Source organism: Streptomyces sp. NBC_01210, assembly GCF_036010325.1.
In the GTDB taxonomy this organism is placed as follows: domain Bacteria; phylum Actinomycetota; class Actinomycetes; order Streptomycetales; family Streptomycetaceae; genus Streptomyces.
In genome coordinates this window covers 5578808-5597245 of record NZ_CP108549.1, presented here as the reverse complement: position 1 = coordinate 5597245, position 18438 = coordinate 5578808, and the positions used below count along the sequence as shown (strand labels likewise).

General features: G+C 66.6%; 15 protein-coding genes and 1 tRNA gene. 3 read left to right on the top strand and 13 right to left on the bottom strand.

All coding sequences use genetic code 11. From position 1 onward, the window contains the following. Positions 1 to 35: 35 nt before the first annotated feature. From rpsG to OG735_RS25460, 12 genes are all read right to left on the bottom strand, one after another. Positions 36 to 506 carry a 30S ribosomal protein S7 gene (gene rpsG / locus OG735_RS25515; protein WP_262006819.1) on the bottom strand — a complete coding sequence of 157 codons (471 nt, stop codon included), beginning with the start codon at positions 504 to 506 and terminating at the stop codon, positions 36 to 38. A 2-nt stretch (positions 507 to 508) separates the two neighbouring features. Further along, positions 509 to 880, bottom strand: a complete 372-nt coding sequence (rpsL, locus tag OG735_RS25510) for a 30S ribosomal protein S12 (protein ID WP_003948652.1) — start codon at positions 878 to 880, stop codon at positions 509 to 511. A 314-nt stretch (positions 881 to 1194) separates the two neighbouring features. Beyond that, complete coding sequence (locus OG735_RS25505; RefSeq protein WP_327325480.1) at positions 1195 to 5118, bottom strand: DNA-directed RNA polymerase subunit beta'; 3924 nt, start codon at positions 5116 to 5118, stop codon at positions 1195 to 1197. Between the two features lie 125 nt (positions 5119 to 5243). Beyond that, a complete protein-coding gene (rpoB, locus tag OG735_RS25500) occupies positions 5244 to 8726 on the bottom strand; it encodes a DNA-directed RNA polymerase subunit beta (protein ID WP_327325479.1) in 3483 nt (1160 codons plus the stop codon). A 580-nt stretch (positions 8727 to 9306) separates the two neighbouring features. Further along, the gene (gene rplL, locus OG735_RS25495) at positions 9307 to 9690 is read right to left on the bottom strand and encodes a 50S ribosomal protein L7/L12 (RefSeq protein ID WP_327325478.1); all 384 of its coding nucleotides are present in this window, start codon (positions 9688 to 9690) and stop codon (positions 9307 to 9309) included. Positions 9691 to 9799: 109 nt separating this feature from the next. Then, entirely contained in the window at positions 9800 to 10330 is a 531-nt protein-coding gene (gene rplJ / locus OG735_RS25490) for a 50S ribosomal protein L10 (protein WP_326651935.1), read from the bottom strand. Between the two features lie 255 nt (positions 10331 to 10585). Continuing rightward, entirely contained in the window at positions 10586 to 11485 is a 900-nt protein-coding gene (locus OG735_RS25485) for a hypothetical protein (RefSeq protein WP_327325477.1), read from the bottom strand. Positions 11486 to 11629: 144 nt separating this feature from the next. Beyond that, positions 11630 to 12352, bottom strand: coding sequence for a 50S ribosomal protein L1 (gene rplA, locus OG735_RS25480; protein WP_327325476.1), 723 nt, complete (start codon positions 12350 to 12352; stop codon positions 11630 to 11632). Between the two features lie 86 nt (positions 12353 to 12438). Continuing rightward, positions 12439 to 12873, bottom strand: coding sequence for a 50S ribosomal protein L11 (rplK, locus tag OG735_RS25475; RefSeq protein WP_307661693.1), 435 nt, complete (start codon positions 12871 to 12873; stop codon positions 12439 to 12441). Positions 12874 to 13040: 167 nt separating this feature from the next. Further along, positions 13041 to 13997 (bottom strand): transcription termination/antitermination protein NusG, encoded by a 957-nt coding sequence (nusG, locus tag OG735_RS25470; RefSeq protein WP_327325475.1) that lies wholly within the window; start codon positions 13995 to 13997, stop codon positions 13041 to 13043. A 75-nt stretch (positions 13998 to 14072) separates the two neighbouring features. After that, entirely contained in the window at positions 14073 to 14360 is a 288-nt protein-coding gene (secE, locus tag OG735_RS25465; protein WP_327325474.1) for a preprotein translocase subunit SecE, read from the bottom strand. Positions 14361 to 14468: 108 nt separating this feature from the next. Continuing rightward, positions 14469 to 14541: transfer RNA gene (locus tag OG735_RS25460), tRNA-Trp, on the bottom strand. 170 nt (positions 14542 to 14711) lie between these two features. Here OG735_RS25460 and OG735_RS25455 point away from each other — a divergent pair. Both OG735_RS25455 and OG735_RS25450 read left to right on the top strand, forming a co-directional pair. After that, positions 14712 to 15938, top strand: coding sequence for a pyridoxal phosphate-dependent aminotransferase (locus tag OG735_RS25455; protein WP_327325473.1), 1227 nt, complete (start codon positions 14712 to 14714; stop codon positions 15936 to 15938). Between the two features lie 136 nt (positions 15939 to 16074). Then, positions 16075 to 17130, top strand: coding sequence for an adenosine deaminase (locus OG735_RS25450; RefSeq protein ID WP_327325472.1), 1056 nt, complete (start codon positions 16075 to 16077; stop codon positions 17128 to 17130). Here the strand turns inward: OG735_RS25450 and OG735_RS25445 are convergent. Next, positions 17123 to 17716, bottom strand: coding sequence for a TetR/AcrR family transcriptional regulator (locus tag OG735_RS25445; protein ID WP_327325471.1), 594 nt, complete (start codon positions 17714 to 17716; stop codon positions 17123 to 17125). The two genes, OG735_RS25450 and OG735_RS25445, sit on opposite strands and share 8 nt — an antisense overlap. 88 nt (positions 17717 to 17804) lie before the next feature. On the opposite strand from OG735_RS25445, the gene OG735_RS25440 reads away from it, so the two are divergent. Then, a complete protein-coding gene (locus tag OG735_RS25440) occupies positions 17805 to 18437 on the top strand; it encodes an NAD(P)-dependent oxidoreductase (protein ID WP_327325470.1) in 633 nt (210 codons plus the stop codon). Position 18438 lies beyond the last annotated feature (1 nt).

The window sequence follows — 18438 nt, the reverse complement described above, 5'->3', positions numbered from 1 at the left end:
GCTCAATCTTCTCTCGGTCTCGATGTGGGTAGCGACTACCAGCGGTAGTGCGCGAAGGCCTTGTTGGACTCGGCCATCTTGTGCGTGTCCTCACGCTTCTTGACCGCAGCGCCGAGGCCGTTGGAGGCGTCGAGCAGCTCGTTCATGAGGCGTTCGGTCATGGTCTTCTCGCGACGGGCGCGGGAGTAACCCACGACCCAGCGGAGCGCGAGGGTGGAGGCGCGACCGGGCTTGACCTCGATCGGCACCTGGTAGGTGGCGCCACCGACACGGCGGGACTTGACCTCGAGAGACGGCTTGACGTTCTCGAGGGCGCGCTTCAGCGTGATGACCGGGTCAGCGCCGGTCTTCTCGCGGAGGCCTTCCATGGCGCCGTAGACGATCCGCTCGGCAGTGGAACGCTTGCCGTTGAGCAGGATCTTGTTGATCAGCGACGTGACAAGAGGAGAGCCGTAGACCGGGTCGATGATGACCGGGCGCTTCGGGGCGGGGCCCTTACGAGGCATTCTTACTTCTCCTTCTTGGCGCCGTAGCGGCTGCGGGCCTGCTTGCGGTTCTTGACACCCTGGGTGTCGAGGGAACCGCGGATGATCTTGTAACGAACACCCGGCAGGTCCTTCACACGGCCACCACGCACGAGCACGATGGAGTGCTCCTGCAGGTTGTGTCCCTCACCCGGAATGTAGGCCGTGACCTCGATGCCGGAGGTCAGGCGCACACGCGCGACCTTCCGCAGCGCCGAGTTCGGCTTCTTCGGGGTGGTCGTGAACACACGCGTGCAGACACCACGACGCTGAGGGGAACCCTCGAGCGCGGGCGTCTTGTTCTTCTCGACCTTGTCCTGCCGGCCCTTCCGGACCAGCTGCTGGATCGTAGGCACTACTTCTCCGGTTTCTGTGTGCCGTTAGTGAAGCTAACCTGGAACGTCGCCGACCCACGCGGTCGGGTGTGTCGAATGCTGCAGGCTCCCCCGAGAAGGAAGAGAACGCAGATTGCGGTGGCCATTTTCGGACTCGCCGTGCGGTTGAGGACACGCACACGAGCCCAGGCACACCCCAGGCACAAGGTCAGAGCGTACCTACCGCATCGGCTCCGGTCAAAACAAATGCACACGCGCAGGACACACCACCCTGCAACATACGCCACAGGGCGGTCATCCGCGAGGGATGACCGCCCTGTGGCGTTGCTACTGCCTTACTGGTTGTACGGACCGTAGTCGTAGTCCTCCAGCGGAACGGCCTGGCCGGAGCCGGAGCCGAACGGCGAGTAGTCGATGTCGTCGTAGCCGACGGCCGAGTACATCGCGGCCTTGGCCTCCTCGGTGGGCTCCACCCGGATGTTGCGGTAGCGGGACAGACCCGTACCGGCCGGGATGAGCTTACCGATGATGACGTTCTCCTTGAGGCCGATCAGGGAGTCCGACTTGGCGTTGATCGCCGCGTCGGTCAGAACCCTGGTCGTCTCCTGGAAGGACGCCGCCGACAGCCACGACTCGGTGGCGAGCGAGGCCTTGGTGATACCCATCAGCTGCGGACGGCCGGAGGCCGGGTGGCCGCCTTCCGTGACCACACGACGGTTCTCGGTCTCGAACTTCGAGCGCTCGACGAGCTCGCCCGGCAGCAGCTCCGCGTCGCCGGACTCGATGATCGTCACACGGCGCAGCATCTGCCGGATGATGATCTCGATGTGCTTGTCGTGGATCGACACACCCTGCGAGTTGTAGACCTTCTGGACCTCGCCGACCAGGTGGACCTGGACCGCGCGCTGACCGAGGATCCGCAGCACGTCGTGCGGGTTGGTGGCACCCACGGTGAGCTTCTGGCCCACCTCGACATGGTCGCCCTCGCCCACCAGCAGACGGGCGCGCTTCGAGATCGGGAACGCCGTCTCGTCGCTGCCGTCGTCGGGGGTGACAACGAGCTTCTTGGTCTTCTCGGTCTCCTCGATACGGACGCGGCCTGCCGCCTCCGAGATCGGGGCGACACCCTTGGGCGTACGAGCCTCGAAGAGCTCGACGACACGGGGCAGACCCTGGGTGATGTCGTCACCGGCCACACCACCGGTGTGGAAGGTACGCATCGTCAGCTGGGTACCGGGCTCACCGATGGACTGGGCGGCGATGATGCCGACCGCCTCACCGATGTCCACCAGCTTGCCGGTGGCGAGCGAACGGCCGTAGCAGTACGCACAGGTGCCGACCGCGGACTCACAGGTCAGGACCGAGCGGGTCTTGACCTCCTCGACGCCCGCGGCGACGACCGCGTCGATGAGCACATCGCCCAGGTCGACATTGGCCGGCGCGATGACCTTGCCGTCGACGACGACGTCCTCGGCGAGCATGCGGGCGTACACGGACGTCTCGACGTCCTCCGCCTTGCGCAGCACACCGTCGGCGCCGCGCTCGGCGATCCGCAGCTTGAGGCCGCGGTCGGTGCCACAGTCCTCTTCGCGGATGATGACGTCCTGCGAGACGTCCACCAGACGACGGGTCAGGTAACCCGAGTCCGCGGTACGCAGGGCGGTGTCCGCCAGACCCTTACGGGCACCGTGGGTGGAGATGAAGTACTCCAGCACGGTGAGACCCTCACGGAACGACGCCTTGATGGGCCGCGGGATGGTCTCGTTCTTGGCGTTCGACACCAGACCACGCATACCGGCGATCTGACGCATCTGCATCATGTTTCCTCGGGCACCCGAGTCAACCATCATGAAGATGGGGTTCGTCTTCGGGAAGTTCGCGTTCATCGCCTCGGCGACCTCGTTGGTCGCCTTGGTCCAGATCGCGATGAGCTCCTGCGTGCGCTCGTCCTTGGTGATCAGACCGCGCTCGTACTGCTTCTGGACCTTCTCGTCCTGCGCCTCGTAGCCCGCGACGATCGCCTTCTTGGCCTCGGGGACCACGACGTCGGAGATGGCCACGGTGACACCGGAACGGGTCGCCCAGTAGAAGCCGGCCGCCTTCAGGTTGTCGAGCGTCGCCGCCACGATGACCTTGGGGTAGCGCTCGGCGAGGTCGTTGACGATCTCGGAGAGCTGCTTCTTGCCCACCGAGTAGTCGACGAACGGGTAGTCCTCGGGCAGCAGCTCGTTGAAGAGCGCGCGGCCCAGGCTCGTACGCAGCCGGAAACTGTCACCCTGCTGCCACTCGCCCGCGCCGGAGCCGCTGATGTCCGCAGCGCCCTCTTCCTGCGCCGGCGGGGTCCAGCCGCGCGGCGGGATGGTGCCCACCGGGAAGCGGATGTCGACCTTCGCCTGGAGCGAGAGCTCGCGGGCGTCGAACGCCATGATCGCCTCGGCCGTGGAGCCGAAGGACCGGCCCTCGCCGATGACCTTGCGCTCTTCCTCGTCGGTCGTGAGGAAGAACAGACCCAGCACCATGTCCTGGGTCGGCATGGTGACCGGACGGCCGTCGGCCGGCTTCAGGATGTTGTTCGAGGAGAGCATCAGGATGCGCGCCTCGGCCTGCGCCTCCGCGGAGAGCGGCAGGTGCACGGCCATCTGGTCACCGTCGAAGTCCGCGTTGAACGCGGTGCAGACGAGCGGGTGGATCTGGATGGCCTTGCCCTCGACCAGCTGCGGCTCGAAGGCCTGGATGCCGAGGCGGTGCAGCGTGGGCGCACGGTTCAGCAGAACCGGGTGCTCGGCGATGACCTCTTCGAGCACGTCGTACACGACCGTGCGGCCGCGCTCGACCATGCGCTTCGCCGACTTGATGTTCTGCGCGTGGTTGAGGTCGACCAGACGCTTCATCACGAACGGCTTGAAGAGCTCCAGCGCCATGGCCTTCGGCAGACCGCACTGGTGCAGCTTGAGCTGCGGGCCGACGACGATGACGGAACGGGCCGAGTAGTCGACTCGCTTGCCGAGCAGGTTCTGACGGAAACGACCCTGCTTGCCCTTCAGCATGTCGCTGAGGGACTTCAGCGGGCGGTTACCGGGACCGGTCACCGGGCGACCGCGGCGGCCGTTGTCGAACAGCGCGTCGACGGCCTCCTGCAGCATCCGCTTCTCGTTGTTCACGATGATCTCGGGAGCACCGAGGTCAAGGAGACGCTTGAGGCGGTTGTTGCGGTTGATCACACGGCGGTACAGGTCGTTCAGGTCGGAGGTCGCGAAGCGGCCACCGTCCAGCTGCACCATCGGACGCAGGTCCGGCGGGATGACCGGCACGCAGTCCAGCACCATGCCCTTGGGGCTGTTGCTGGTCTGCAGGAACGCGGAGACGACCTTGAGGCGCTTGAGCGCACGGGTCTTCTTCTGGCCCTTGCCGGTACGGATGATCTCGCGGAGACGCTCGGCCTCCTCCTCGAGGTCGAAGGACTCCAGGCGCTTCTGCAGCGCCGCGGCACCCATCGAGCCGTCGAAGTACGTGCCGAATCGGTCACGCAGCTCGCGGTAGAGCAGCTCGTCGCCCTCGAGGTCCTGGACCTTGAGGTTCTTGAAGCGGCTCCACACCTCGTCGAGACGGTCGATCTCACGCTGCGCACGGTCACGCAGCTGCTTCATCTCACGCTCGGCGCCCTCGCGCACCTTGCGGCGCACATCGGCCTTGGCGCCCTCGGCCTCGAGCTCGGCCAGGTCGGTCTCGAGCTTCTTGGCGCGGGCCTCGAGGTCGGCGTCACGGCGGTTCTCGACCTGCTGGCGCTCGACGGAGACATGGGCCTCCAGCGAGGGCAGGTCGCGCGTCCGGCGCTCCTCGTCCACGAACGTGATCATGTACGCGGCGAAGTAGATGACCTTCTCGAGGTCCTTCGGCGCGAGGTCGAGCAGGTAGCCGAGGCGCGACGGGACGCCCTTGAAGTACCAGATGTGGGTGACAGGCGCGGCCAGCTCAATGTGACCCATCCGCTCACGGCGCACCTTGGCGCGGGTGACCTCGACGCCACAGCGCTCACAGATGATGCCCTTGAAGCGGACACGCTTGTACTTACCGCAGTAGCACTCCCAGTCCCGGGTCGGACCGAAGATCTTCTCGCAGAAGAGTCCGTCCTTCTCGGGCTTGAGCGTGCGGTAGTTGATGGTCTCCGGCTTCTTGACCTCGCCGTGGGACCACTGTCGGATGTCGTCCGCGGTCGCAAGGCCGATCCGCAGCTCGTCGAAGAAGTTGACGTCGAGCACTATGCGTCAATCCCTCTCAGGGGTTCGTGCCCCTCGCTGTGAAGCGAGATATCGGGCGCTAAATCATGGTCTGTACGGGTCCGGGGCAGGGTCGGGACCTCACGAGGAGGTCCCGACCAGACCCGTCAGACCTCTTCGACGCTGCTCGGCTCGCGCCGGGACAGGTCGATACCGAGCTCTTCCGCAGCGCGGAAGACGTCCTCGTCCGTGTCGCGCATCTCGATGGACATACCGTCCGAGGACAGCACCTCCACGTTGAGGCAGAGCGACTGCATTTCCTTGATGAGCACCTTGAAGGACTCGGGAATGCCGGGCTCGGGGATGTTCTCGCCCTTGACGATGGCCTCGTAGACCTTCACGCGGCCGGTAACGTCGTCGGACTTGATGGTCAGCAACTCCTGGAGGGCGTACGCGGCGCCGTAAGCCTCCAGCGCCCACACCTCCATCTCACCGAATCGCTGGCCACCGAACTGGGCCTTACCACCCAGCGGCTGCTGGGTGATCATCGAGTACGGACCGGTCGAACGAGCGTGCAGCTTGTCGTCGACCAGGTGGTGGAGCTTGAGGATGTACATGTAGCCGACCGAAACCGGGTCCGGGAACGGCTCGCCGGAGCGGCCGTCGAACAGGTTGGCCTTGCCGGACGGCTGAACCATCCGGTTGCCGTCGCGGTTCGGGATCGTGGCCTCGAAGAGACCGGCGATCTCGTCCTCGCGCGCACCGTCGAAGACCGGCGTCGCGACGTTCGTACCGGGCTGGACCTCGTCCGCGCCGATCGCCTTCAGCCGCTCCATCCACTCCTCGTTGCCCTCGACCTTCCAGCCCTGGCTGGCGAGCCAGCCGAGGTGGATCTCGAGAACCTGTCCCGGGTTCATTCGGGACGGGACACCCAGCGGGTTGAGGATGATGTCGACCGGGGTGCCGTCCTCCAGGAACGGCATGTCCTCGATCGGCAGGATCTTCGAGATGACGCCCTTGTTGCCGTGACGGCCGGCGAGCTTGTCACCATCGGTGATCTTGCGCTTCTGCGCGACGTAGACGCGAACCAGCTGGTTCACGCCCGGCGGCAGCTCGTCGCCCTCCTCGCGGTCGAAGACGCGGACGCCGATGACCTTGCCGATCTCGCCGTGCGGCACCTTCAGCGAGGTGTCACGGACCTCACGCGCCTTCTCACCGAAGATCGCGCGGAGCAGACGCTCCTCCGGAGTCAGCTCGGTCTCGCCCTTGGGCGTGACCTTGCCGACCAGGATGTCGCCGGCGACAACCTCGGCACCGATACGGATGATGCCGCGCTCGTCGAGGTCGGCGAGGACCTCCTCGGAGACGTTCGGGATGTCCCGGGTGATCTCCTCCGGGCCGAGCTTGGTGTCACGGGCGTCGACCTCGTGCTCCTCGATGTGGATCGAGGAGAGGACGTCGTCCTGCACGAGGCGCTGCGACAGGATGATCGCGTCCTCGTAGTTGTGACCCTCCCACGGCATGAAGGCGACCAGCAGGTTCTTGCCCAGCGCCATCTCGCCCTGCTCGGTGGCAGGACCGTCGGCGAGGACCTGGCCCTCGACGACCCGGGCGCCCTCGTCCACGACAACCTTCTGGTTGACCGAGGTGCCCTGGTTGGAGCGGGAGAACTTCGCGATGCGGTACGTGGTGTACGTGCCGTCGTCGTTGGCGACGGTGATGTAGTCCGCGGAGACCTCCTGGACAACACCTTCCTTCTCCGCCTTGATGACGTCGCCGGCGTCGACCGCACAGCGGTACTCCATGCCGGTGCCGACCAGCGGCGCCTCGGACGTGATCAGCGGCACGGCCTGGCGCATCATGTTCGCGCCCATGAGGGCACGGTTGGCGTCGTCGTGCTCGAGGAACGGGATCATGGCGGTCGCGACCGACACCATCTGGCGCGGCGAGACATCCATGTAGTCCACGTCCGTGCCGGGCACGTAGTCGACCTCGCCGCCACGGCGGCGGACCAGCACGCGGTTCTCGGCGAACCGCAGGTCATCGGTGAGCGCGGCGTTGGCCTGCGCGATGACGAACCGGTCCTCCTCGTCGGCGGTCAGGTAGTCGACGTCGTCGGTCACCTGGTCGTCGACGACCCGGCGGTACGGCGTCTCGACGAAGCCGAACGCGTTGACGCGGCCGTAGGAGGCGAGCGAGCCGATCAGACCGATGTTCGGGCCTTCAGGGGTCTCGATCGGGCACATGCGGCCGTAGTGGGACGGGTGCACGTCACGGACCTCGAAGCCGGCCCGCTCACGGGAGAGACCACCCGGGCCGAGCGCCGACAGACGGCGCTTGTGGGTGAGACCCGACAGCGGGTTGTTCTGGTCCATGAACTGCGACAGCTGGCTGGTGCCGAAGAACTCCTTGATGGAGGCGACGACCGGCCGGATGTTGATCAGGGTCTGCGGCGTGATCGCCTCGACGTCCTGGGTCGTCATGCGCTCACGCACGACGCGCTCCATACGAGCCAGACCCGTACGGACCTGGTTCTGGATGAGCTCGCCGACGTTACGCAGACGGCGGTTGCCGAAGTGGTCGATGTCGTCGGTCTCGACGACGATCTCGGTACCGCTCTCGCCGACCGTCTCGGTCTCACCGGCGTGCAGCTTGACCAGGTACTTGATGGTCGCGATGACATCGTCGGTGGTGAGCACGCCGGCGTCCAGCGGCTCATCCGCGCCGAGCTTCTTGTTCACCTTGTAGCGGCCGACCTTGGCGAGGTCGTAGCGCTTCGGGTTGAAGTAGAGGTTCTCGAGCAGCGTCTGAGCGGCCTCGCGCGTCGGGGGCTCGCCCGGACGCAGTTTGCGGTAGATGTCGAGCAGCGCGTCGTCCTGGCCCTGGGTGTGGTCCTTCTCCAAGGTGGCGCGCATCGACTCGTACTCGCCGAACTCCTCAAGGATCTGCTCGGTGGTCCAACCGAGAGCCTTGAGCAGGACGGTGACGGACTGCTTGCGCTTGCGGTCGATGCGGACACCGACCATGTCGCGCTTGTCGATCTCCATCTCGAGCCAGGCACCCCGGGACGGGATGATCTTGGCCGTGAAGATGTCCTTGTCGGACGTCTTGTCGATGTTGGAGTCGAAGTAGACACCCGGCGAGCGGACCAGCTGGGACACCACGACACGCTCGGTGCCGTTGATGACGAAGGTGCCCTTGTTGGTCATGAGCGGGAAGTCGCCCATGAAGACCGTCTGGGACTTGATCTCGCCGGTCTCGTTGTTGGTGAACTCGGCGGTGACGAAGAGCGGGGCAGCGTACGTGAAGTCGCGCTCCTTGCACTCGTCGATGGAGTTCTTCGGAGGCTCGAAGCGGTGGTCGCGGAAAGTAAGCGACATCGACCCGGAGAAGTCCTCGATCGGAGAGATCTCCTCGAAGATCTCTTCCAGACCGGACTTGGTGGGGACGTCCTGTCCGCTGTCCAGAGCCGCCTCGACACGAGCCTTCCAAGCGGCGTTTCCGAGCAGCCAGTCAAAGCTCTCGGTCTGCAGCGCGAGGAGGTTCGGAACCTCGAGGGGCTCCTTGATCTTTGCAAAGGAGATGCGCAGCGGGGCGGTGCTGGCGCCGTTGTTCGTATTCGCGGTCGAGGCGTTGCGCGAGGCGGCCAAGAGGGGGTCCTTCCGAGGGCTCGGACTCACTACGCGCGTACCGGTCCCATGCTGGGCACGGAGATAGAAATCCCAGGTGAGGGATGATCAATCAACGGTGCTCGTGCGTGGGGATGCCCCTGGTGACGGGCAGGAGGCAGCTAACAGGCAGCGCAAAGGGTCAGTGTAGCCACTTGGCACACTGATGTCCAGTGCGGGTTTTCGAGACCCTCGTTGTTCTCAACTCCGCGGCAAGCCCTCGCGCCATGTGGCGCACATCGATACTGCCCGTTCGGTCGTCGATCCATGCCTCGGATCCGGATCGTTGTGACGACGCGTCCTGAGAATTGCGCGCTCCGTGCGGTTCGTCAAGGCCCCCCCACTCAAACTGGCTGCTGGGATCGTCACTGACCAGCGTCAGGGGCGCACGGCGAAGATCACGATACCCCCCGAAAACGGAAGAGCAAGGCAGGCCTCGCGGGAACGCCGAAGGGCGACCACCCGGATGGGTGATCGCCCTTCGCTGTGTCCCCAGCGGCCCCTAAGCGGAACCGGCTGTTGCCGCTACACGCCTTCCGGCGCGCGGCAGAGACTCAGAAGGTCACTTGACCTCGACGGACGCGCCAGCGGCCTTGAGGGACTCGGCAGCCTTCTCAGCGGCCTCCTTGGCGACCTTCTCGAGGACCGGCTTCGGGGTGCCGTCGACGAGGTCCTTGGCCTCCTTGAGACCCAGGGAGGTCAGCTCGCGCACGACCTTGATGACCTGGATCTTCTTCTCGCCGGCGCCGGTGAGGATGACGTCGAACTCGTCCTGCTCGGCCTCGGCCTCGGCCGGGGCGGCAGCGGCGCCACCAGCGGCAACGGCGACCGGGGCGGCGGCGGTGACGTCGAACTTCTCCTCGAAGGCCTTCACGAACTCGGAGAGCTCGATGAGGGTCATCTCCTCGAACTGCGCAAGCAGGTCGTCCTGGGTGAGCTTCGCCATGATGGCGGTCCTTCCACTAATTCGGCTGGTGCCGGATGTATATGTCGGCGGGCGTACGGCCCGCTGCGACCGGCCGCGTTACGCGGCGACGGTCAATGCGCGAGCCGAATTACTCGGCACCGCCCTGCTCGGCCTTCTTGGCACGAAGCGCCTCCGCGGTGCGGACGAACTTCGAGGGAAGCGCCTGGAAGAGCGCGGCAGCCTGGGACTGCTTGCCCTTCATGGCGCCCGCCAGCTTGGCGAGCAGAACCTCGCGGGACTCGAGGTCCGCAAGCTTCTTGATCTCATCGGCGGACAGCGCCTTACCGTCAAGGACACCGCCCTTGATGATGAGGTTGGGGTTGTCCTTGGCGAAGTCACGAAGACCCTTCGCCGACTCCACCGGGTCACCGGTGACGAAGGCAACCGCTGTCGGACCGTTGAACAGGTCGTCGAGCGTGTTGATCCCGGCCTCGTTGGCCGCAATCTTGGTCAGCGTGTTCTTCACCACGGCGTACTGGGCGTTCTCACCGAGCGAACGGCGCAGCTGCTTGAGCTGGGCCACGGTGAGACCCCGGTACTCGGTCAGCACGGCGGCGTTCGAGCTGCGGAACTGGTCCGCGAGCTCGGCTACCGCGGCAGCCTTGTCGGGCCTTGCCATAGAGCGTCGGCCTCCTTCCGGGTGATGAGGACCGCTCAGAAGGGGCTGAACAAAACGAAACGCCCCGGCGCAGGCGCACGGGGCGTAGCTCTACCGGAGCGAGTCCGGGAGCTGTCCACAGTCACCTGCGCAGGACGTCCGCAGTCAGCGGATCCTTCGGCCACCGCACCCTCTTGCGAGGACACAGCAACGACCAGCGGTCTTTGGCTTCTGTGGAAGAGTACGCGAATGGTTCCGCGTCAGGCAAATCGCCGCTTACGAGGCCCCCGCCTGCCGGTTCATGAGCTTGGTGAAGTCAACCGTGTCAGCGGCCGGCGGCGCCTCGACCGACGCCGCGGTGCCGTAGTCGGAGTAGAAGACCGTCGAGTTGAACGCGCCGGTCTTCAGCTGACCGCTTTCGGACTTCTTCACCAGCAGGTCGTTCTTGTCGACCCAGATGTCGACCTTCTCGGTGGTGACGCCGGCCTTGCCGAGCTGCTCCTTGAAGGCCTTCAGCTGGTCGGCGCTGAGCGCGGCGTTCTTCTCCGTCAGCTTCGCGACGTCGACCGTGCCGGAGTAATGCGTGGCGGAGACGCCCCGTACCTTCTCCTCGCCCACCTTCTTCACATCGCCCGAGGCGAGCAGGGCCTTCACTCCCTTGTCCGGAGTGGCGTTCTGCATCTGGTCCTTCATGACGTCGCCGGAGGCGCCCATCAGCTTGGACAGATCGGCGTAGCCGTACCGGATCCAGTGCTTGCCGCCCGTCTGCGTGGCGAGGCCGTCGCCCAGGTTCGCGTAGTACGCATCGCTCAGATAGCGGGCCTTCATGGCCCCGTTGCCACCGGCCTTCTTCATGGCGTCCGCCATGGTGCCGCCGGTGTATTTCATCTCCATGGCGCCGGTGATGCCGTCCGCCCAGTCGAGGGCCCCGTTCATCGTCACGGTCATGGCAGAGCCCATCACCATCGTGCCGTCGACCTTTGCGGAGTGGGCTCCGTTGGTCTTCTGCTCAACGGTGCGCAGCGCGGCTATCGGGCTGACCGTGGCCACACCCCCGCTCCCGGCCTTCGTCCCGCCTCCGCTGCCGCTGCCGCCGCCCTGGCAGCCTGCGGCTCCGGCAATCACGGCGACCGCCGTCAGCGCAACACCCGCGCGCCTGAATGCAGACGTGCTCATAAACCCCACCCCTTGTGTCTCAGCGAACTCACAGAACCGTAACGCAGCCCTACGACAGCGCGTACGAATAAAGCCGGTCCCCGCACCTCGGTGAGAGGTACGGGGACCGGCTTCAGTACGCGAGACCCGCGGCTGCCGTCAGATTCAGACGGAAGCCGGGTCCTCCTCGACGAGGAGGTTGCGGGTGCGGTTGGAGTCCAGCGGGATGCCGGGGCCCATCGTCGTGGTCAGGGTCGCCTTCTTGATGTAGCGGCCCTTCGCGGCGGACGGCTTGAGACGGAGGATCTCATCCAGCGCCGCGGCGTAGTTCTCGACCAGCTTCGTCTCGTCGAAGGAGACCTTGCCGATGATGAAGTGCAGGTTCGAGTGCTTGTCGACGCGGAACTCGATCTTGCCGCCCTTGATGTCGTTCACAGCCTTGGTGACATCGGGGGTGACGGTGCCGGTCTTCGGGTTCGGCATCAGACCACGCGGACCGAGCACGCGGCCGAGGCGGCCGACCTTGCCCATGAGGTCCGGGGTGGCGACGACGGCGTCGAAGTCCAGCCGGCCCTTCGCAACCTCGTCGATCAGTTCGTCGGAGCCGACGATGTCGGCGCCCGCGGCTTCCGCGGCCGCAGCACGGTCACCGGTCGCGAAGACCAGGACCCGGGCGGTCTTGCCGGTGCCGTGCGGAAGGTTGACGGTGCCACGGACCATCTGGTCGGCCTTGCGCGGGTCAACGCCCAGGCGGAAGGCGACCTCGACGGTGCCGTCGAACTTGGTGGCGGCGGTGTCCTTGGCGAGACGGACGGCCTCGAGCGGGGCGTAGTTGCGCTCCCGGTCGATCTTGGCGTCCGCAGCGCGGAGAGTCTTGCTGCGCTTCACTTCTGCTCCTGAGGTTCAGGGGTGGAGTCGTGGTGCGGACCAGCGCTTGGTCCTACCACTGAGAGGTCGTACGGGGAGCTGAGCTGTCAGCCCTCGACCGTGATGCCCATGGAACGGGCGGTGCCGGCGATGATCTTCGACGCGGCGTCCAGGTCGTTGGCGTTCAGGTCGGGCATCTTGACCGTGGCGATCTCGCGGACCTGGGCGCCGGTGAGCTTGGCAACCTTGGTCTTGTGCGGCTCGCCGGAGCCCTTGTCCACACCCGCGGCCTTGAGGATCAGCTTGGCGGCCGGCGGAGTCTTGGTGATGAAGGTGAAGGAACGGTCCTCGTAGACCGTGATCTCCACCGGCACGACCATGCCACGCTGCGACTCGGTCGCGGCGTTGTAGGCCTTGCAGAACTCCATGATGTTGACGCCGTGCTGACCGAGCGCGGGGCCGACCGGCGGAGCCGGGTTGGCCGCGCCGGCCTGGATCTGGAGCTTGATAAGCCCCGTGACCTTCTTCTTCTTGGGAGGCATTGCTCTCTCCGGGTCCTAGTGAGAGTTTTCAGCGCTCCATCCAGTCATCCGGATGGAGGCATACCGCACAACGATAACGGGTACAGCTGCGCGGCCAAAAACCGAGCAGGTCAGAGCGGCTGCGAGAGCCGTTCTGACCTGTTCGGAGGCGTATGTTCCAGAACGAACTAGTTCTTCTGGATCTGGTCGAAGCTGAGCTCGACCGGGGTCTCGCGGCCGAAGATCTCGACGAGGCCCTTGACCTTCTTCGAGTCGGCGTTGATCTCGTTGATCGTGGCCTGCAGCGTCGCGAACGGGCCGTCGGTGACGGTGACCGAGTCGCCGACCTCGAAGTCCAGCACCTGGACCTCGACCTTGCGGGCCGGAGCCGGCTTGCCCTCGGCCTCTGCGGCCTCGCGGGCGGCCTTCTCCTCGGCCTCCGGGGCGAGCATCTTGACGATCTCGTCCAGGGTCAGCGGGTACGGGTCGTAGGCGTTGCCCACGAAGCCGGTGACGCCGGGGGTGTTGCGGACGACGCCCCAGGACTCGTTGGTCAGGTCCATGCGGACCAGGACGTAGCCGGGAAGCTTGTTCTGGCGGACGTTCTTGCGCTCGCCGTTCTTGATCTGGACGATCTCTTCCTCGGGCACTTCGGCCTGGTAGATGAAGTCCTCGACGTTCAGCGAGACGGCACGCTGCTCCAGATTCGCCTTCACACGCTTCTCGTACCCGGCGTACGTGTGGATGACGTACCACTCGCCGGGCAGTCCGCGAAGTTCGTCGCGGAGAGCGGCGATCGGGTCGGCAGGGGCCTCGGGCTCTGCGGGCTCTTCGTCCTCGGCGCCGGCGGCCTCTTCGGCGTCCTCGTCGACGTCGGCTGTGGCGGCCTCGTCCTCTTCGACCTCGGCCACTGCGGTGGCCTCGTCCTCGACGTGCATCGCGGCCTTCTCGGCGGGCTCGCCCGCGGCGGCGTCGGCAGCCTCGGCGAGGTCGACCTCGTCCGCCCCTTCGACGATGTCGAGCGCGTCGTCGTCGAGCGCGTCGATGTCGACCGTGTCCGGCGCAGCCTCGGCCGCCTCGGCCGTCGCCGCAGTCTCTTCGCCCTCCACGGGCTCGACGGCGTCGTTCAGGTTCGGGTCAGACACGGTGGCTGCTTCTTCCTGGATACAGATGGGGTGGAACATGCGAAAGAGGCGCCGCTGCCGGCGCCCCCCGCGGGATCAGCCGAAGACGTACTTGACGGCTTCCTGGAACCCATAGTCAATCACGGTCACCAGACCAATCATGACGACTACGAAGACAATCACCACTGTGGTGTACGTCGTCAGCTGGCTACGAGTGGGCCAGACGACCTTGCGCAGCTCGGCGACGATCTGTCGGTAGAAGAGCGCGAGACGACCCAGAGGGCCCTTCTTACCGCGCTTGCCGCCCTTGCGGGTCCGCTTCTTCGACTCCGGCGCCTCGTCATCGGCATCAGGCATGTCGATGGAGCCCACGGCGTCCGTCACGATCTTTCACCTGATTCCGGGTCGTGGCCGCGCCGCGCCCGGTGGAGCCGCACGGCGGTTCATTTAATGTACGTACATGCGCACACAACCTGGCGAAGGTGTGTGTAGCAGGGCCGGAGGGACTTGAACCCCCAACCGCTGGTTTTGGAGACCAGTGCTCTACCAATTGAGCTACGACCCTTTGTGGTTTCCCCAACCTACCCCATCCGTAGATGTGGTTGGTGAGGGCCAACGACGAGTGAGTGTACGTGGTTGCAGGCCCGGCGTCGAACAGATAGCTCCTGGCCGGTTCCTGTCCGCTACTCGAAACACGTGTACCGGGTCCGTTTGCGGTCTGGGACGATGGCCCGTATGAGCGCTGCAACCCCTCCCACCGAGCGCCGGGTCTCCGCCCGCATCGGCGCGATCTCCGAGTCCGCGACCCTCGCCGTCGACGCCAAGGCAAAGGCCCTCAAGGCCGCCGGCCGTCCGGTGATCGGCTTCGGCGCGGGTGAGCCGGATTTCCCGACACCCGACTACATCGTCGAGGCCGCGATCGAGGCCTGCCGCAACCCGAAGTACCACCGCTACACCCCGGCCGGAGGGCTCCCCGAGCTCAAGGCCGCCATCGCCGCGAAGACACTGCGCGACTCCGGCTACGAGGTCGACGCCTCCCAGATCCTGGTCACCAACGGTGGCAAGCAGGCGATCTACGAGGCGTTCGCGGCGATCCTGGACCCGGGCGACGAGGTCATCGTGCCGGCTCCGTACTGGACGACCTACCCCGAGTCGATCCGCCTCGCGGGCGGTGTACCCGTTGACGTCGTGGCCGACGAGACCACCGGTTACCGGGTCTCCGTCGAGCAGCTGGAGGCGGCGCGCACGGAGCGTACGAAGGTCGTTCTCTTCGTCTCGCCCTCGAACCCGACCGGCGCGGTCTACAGCGAGGCCGACGCCGAGGCGATCGGCCGCTGGGCCGCCGAGCACGGCCTGTGGGTCCTCACCGACGAGATCTACGAGCACCTGGTCTACGGCGACGCGAAGTTCACCTCGCTCCCCACGCTCGTCCCCGAGCTGCGCGAGAAGTGCATCGTCGTCAACGGTGTCGCCAAGACGTACGCCATGACCGGCTGGCGCGTGGGGTGGATGATCGCCCCCAAGGACGTGATCAAGGCTGCGACCAACCTGCAGTCGCACGCCACGTCGAACGTCTCCAATGTCGCGCAGATCGCGGCGCTGGCCGCGGTCTCCGGGAACCTGGACGCGGTCGCCGAGATGCGGACCGCCTTCGACCGGCGCCGCCAGACCATCGTGCGGATGCTCAACGAGATCGACGGTGTGCTCTGCCCGACCCCCGAGGGCGCGTTCTACGCGTACCCCACGGTGAAGGCGCTGCTGGGCAAGGAGATCCGCGGGAAGCGTCCGCAGACCTCGGTCGAGCTGGCCGCGCTGATCCTGGACGAGGTCGAGGTGGCGGTGGTTCCCGGCGAGGCCTTCGGCACGCCGGGCTATCTGCGGCTTTCGTACGCGCTGGGCGACGAGGACCTGGTCGAGGGTGTCTCGCGGATCCAGAAGCTGCTGGCCGAGGCGCGCGACTGAACCCACTCACGTGAGTGGGCTGACGGGCTCCCGGCTTCGGCCGGGGGCCCGTTTCCGTTCCGTTTCTTCGTTCGGGCAAGGACCCGATCGGGGAAAGGGGCTGCCGGACGGCGGGCAGGTGCGGCAAGATCCTTCAATGGAGCAAGTTCGTGCCCGCGGCGGAGCCGCTGAACGAGACCTCAGGCTGTTGCCGAAGGCCCATCTGCATCTGCACTTCACCGGGTCGATGCGACCCACCACCCTGCTCGAGCTCGCCGACAAGTACGGCGTCCATCTGCCTGATGCCCTGACCAGCGGCGAACCGCCCAAGCTACGGGCGACCGACGAGCGCGGCTGGTTCCGTTTCCAGCGGCTCTACGACATCGCCCGGTCCTGTCTGCGCTCGCCCGAGGACATCCAGCGGCTGGTGCGCGAGGCGGCCGAGGAGGATGTGCGGGACGGCTCGGGGTGGCTTGAAATACAGGTCGACCCGACCTCGTACGCCCCCATGCTGGGCGGGCTGATTCCGGCGCTGGAGATCATCCTGGACGCGGTGGAGCGTGCCGGACGGGAGACCGGTCTCGGTATGCGGGTGCTGGTCGCGGCGAACCGTATGAAGCATCCGCTGGATGCGCGCACGCTGGCGCGGCTCGCGGTGCGGTATACGGACCGGGGGGTCGTCGGATTCGGTCTCTCCAACGACGAACGCCGGGGCATGGCACGGGACTTCGACCGCGCCTTCGCGATCGCCAGGGACGGCGGCCTGCTGGCTGCGCCGCACGGCGGCGAGCTGACCGGACCCGCGTCCGTACGGGACTGCCTGGACGATCTGCGCGCCTCCCGGATCGGTCACGGCGTACGGGCCGCGGAGGACCCACAGCTGCTGCGGAAGCTGGCCGAGCGCGGGGTGACCTGCGAGGTGTGCCCCTCGTCGAATGTGGCGCTGGGCGTGTACGAGAAGCCGGCGGACGTACCGCTTCGGACGCTGTACGACGCCGGGGTGCCGATGGCGCTCGGGGCGGACGACCCGCTGCTCTTCGGCTCCCGGCTGGCGGCGCAGTACGAGCTGGCGCGGACGCACCACGGTTTCACCGACACGGAGCTCGCGGAGCTGGCCCGGCAGTCCGTGCGCGGCTCGGCGGCGCCTGAGGAGATCAGGGACAAGCTGCTGGCCGGCATCGACGACTGGCTGACCGACCGGCCGGCTAACTGATTCCGCGCAGCAGCGTGCGGGCGATTCCCGCGGCGAACTCGTCGAGCGGCTGCGGAGGCTTTCCGTCCGCGGTCATGTCGTAGGCGAAGGCCCGCTGCGCACAGGCACCGAGAAGCAGGGACGCGCCCGCGTAGGTGTCCGCGTCGGCGCGCACCCGGCCGGCGTCCTGCTCGGCGCGCAGATAGGCGTCAAGGCCCCGGATGGGCATGTGCGGGCCCGCGCCCAGCTCGCGCAGGGCCGCGTCGTGGCGCTGCTTGAGCCGGGGGTCGGCGTAGAGCGAAGCGGCGATCGGGAAGCTCTGGGCGTAGAAGAGCGCGGCCTCACGGGCGATCTCGGTGAGGTTCTCCTCGACGGTGCGCGGCGCCGGGTCGGCGATGAGTGTGTCCAACAGCGGTGTGAGCCTGGGCAGCCGCTCCTTCAGCACGGTCACGAAGAGCTCCTCCTTGCTCGCGAAGTGCTTGTAGAGCGCCGCCTCCGAGCAGCCGGCCGCCTTGGCGATCTCCTTGGTGGTGGCACGGGCGAGGCCGATGGTGAGCAGGAGCTCATGCGCGGCGTCGAGGATGCGGGCGCGGGCCGGTCTCTGCATGGAACCTCCGAAAGGCACTTGACGGGTGAGTGAGCACTTACCCACTCTAGAGGTGAGTGAATACTTACCCACCATGGAGGTGCGGGCCATGAGACTCACCGTTTTCGGCGCGACCGGCGGCATCGGGCAGGAGATCGTCACACAGGCACTGGCGGCGGGGCACGAGGTGACGGCGGTGGTTCGCGATCCGGCGCGGTTCACGGTCACGGGCCCCGGCCTGCAGGTTTTCCGTGCGGATCTGAAGGAGGGCGAGTCGCTGCGGGAGGCCGTCGCCGGGCGCGACGCGGTGCTCTCGGGTCTCGGCGCACGCAAGCGCGCGGATGCCGGGATCGCGGCGAAGCTGACGCGCTCGGTGCTGTGGGCGATGGAGGCGGAGGGGACACGTCGGCTGCTGGTGGTGAGCGCCGCCCCGCTCGGCCCGGTCCCGGAGCGCCGGCCGCTGCTGGACCGCGCGATGCTGGCGGCCATCAACACGGCGCTGAAGGCTGTGTACGACGACCTCCGGACGATGGAGGAGGAGCTGGCACGCAGCACGACGGACTGGACTTCGGTACGCCCGCCGCGGCTGCTGAACAAGCCGCTGACGGGCTCCTACCGGACGGTCGTCGGCGGCAGTCCGCGCCGCGGCAGGATGATCGGCCGGGCGGATGTGGCACACGCGATGCTGGCGATGGTCGACGACCCGGCGACGGTGAAGCAGGGAGTCGGGGTGGCGTACTAGG

What these genes read in the sequence shown, in the direction of transcription:
- OG735_RS25445 (WP_327325471.1), bottom strand. Translation starts at nt 17,716, where the DNA reads ATGCAGAGACCGGCCCGCGCCCGCATCCTCGACGCCGCGCATGAGCTC.
- rpsG (WP_262006819.1), bottom strand. Translation starts at nt 506, where the DNA reads ATGCCTCGTAAGGGCCCCGCCCCGAAGCGCCCGGTCATCATCGACCCG.
- OG735_RS25455 (WP_327325473.1), top strand. Translation starts at nt 14,712, where the DNA reads ATGAGCGCTGCAACCCCTCCCACCGAGCGCCGGGTCTCCGCCCGCATC.
- OG735_RS25450 (WP_327325472.1), top strand. Translation starts at nt 16,075, where the DNA reads ATGGAGCAAGTTCGTGCCCGCGGCGGAGCCGCTGAACGAGACCTCAGG.
- rplK (WP_307661693.1), bottom strand. Translation starts at nt 12,873, where the DNA reads ATGCCTCCCAAGAAGAAGAAGGTCACGGGGCTTATCAAGCTCCAGATC.
- OG735_RS25485 (WP_327325477.1), bottom strand. Translation starts at nt 11,485, where the DNA reads ATGAGCACGTCTGCATTCAGGCGCGCGGGTGTTGCGCTGACGGCGGTC.
- OG735_RS25440 (WP_327325470.1), top strand. Translation starts at nt 17,805, where the DNA reads ATGAGACTCACCGTTTTCGGCGCGACCGGCGGCATCGGGCAGGAGATC.
- rplL (WP_327325478.1), bottom strand. Translation starts at nt 9,690, where the DNA reads ATGGCGAAGCTCACCCAGGACGACCTGCTTGCGCAGTTCGAGGAGATG.
- rplJ (WP_326651935.1), bottom strand. Translation starts at nt 10,330, where the DNA reads ATGGCAAGGCCCGACAAGGCTGCCGCGGTAGCCGAGCTCGCGGACCAG.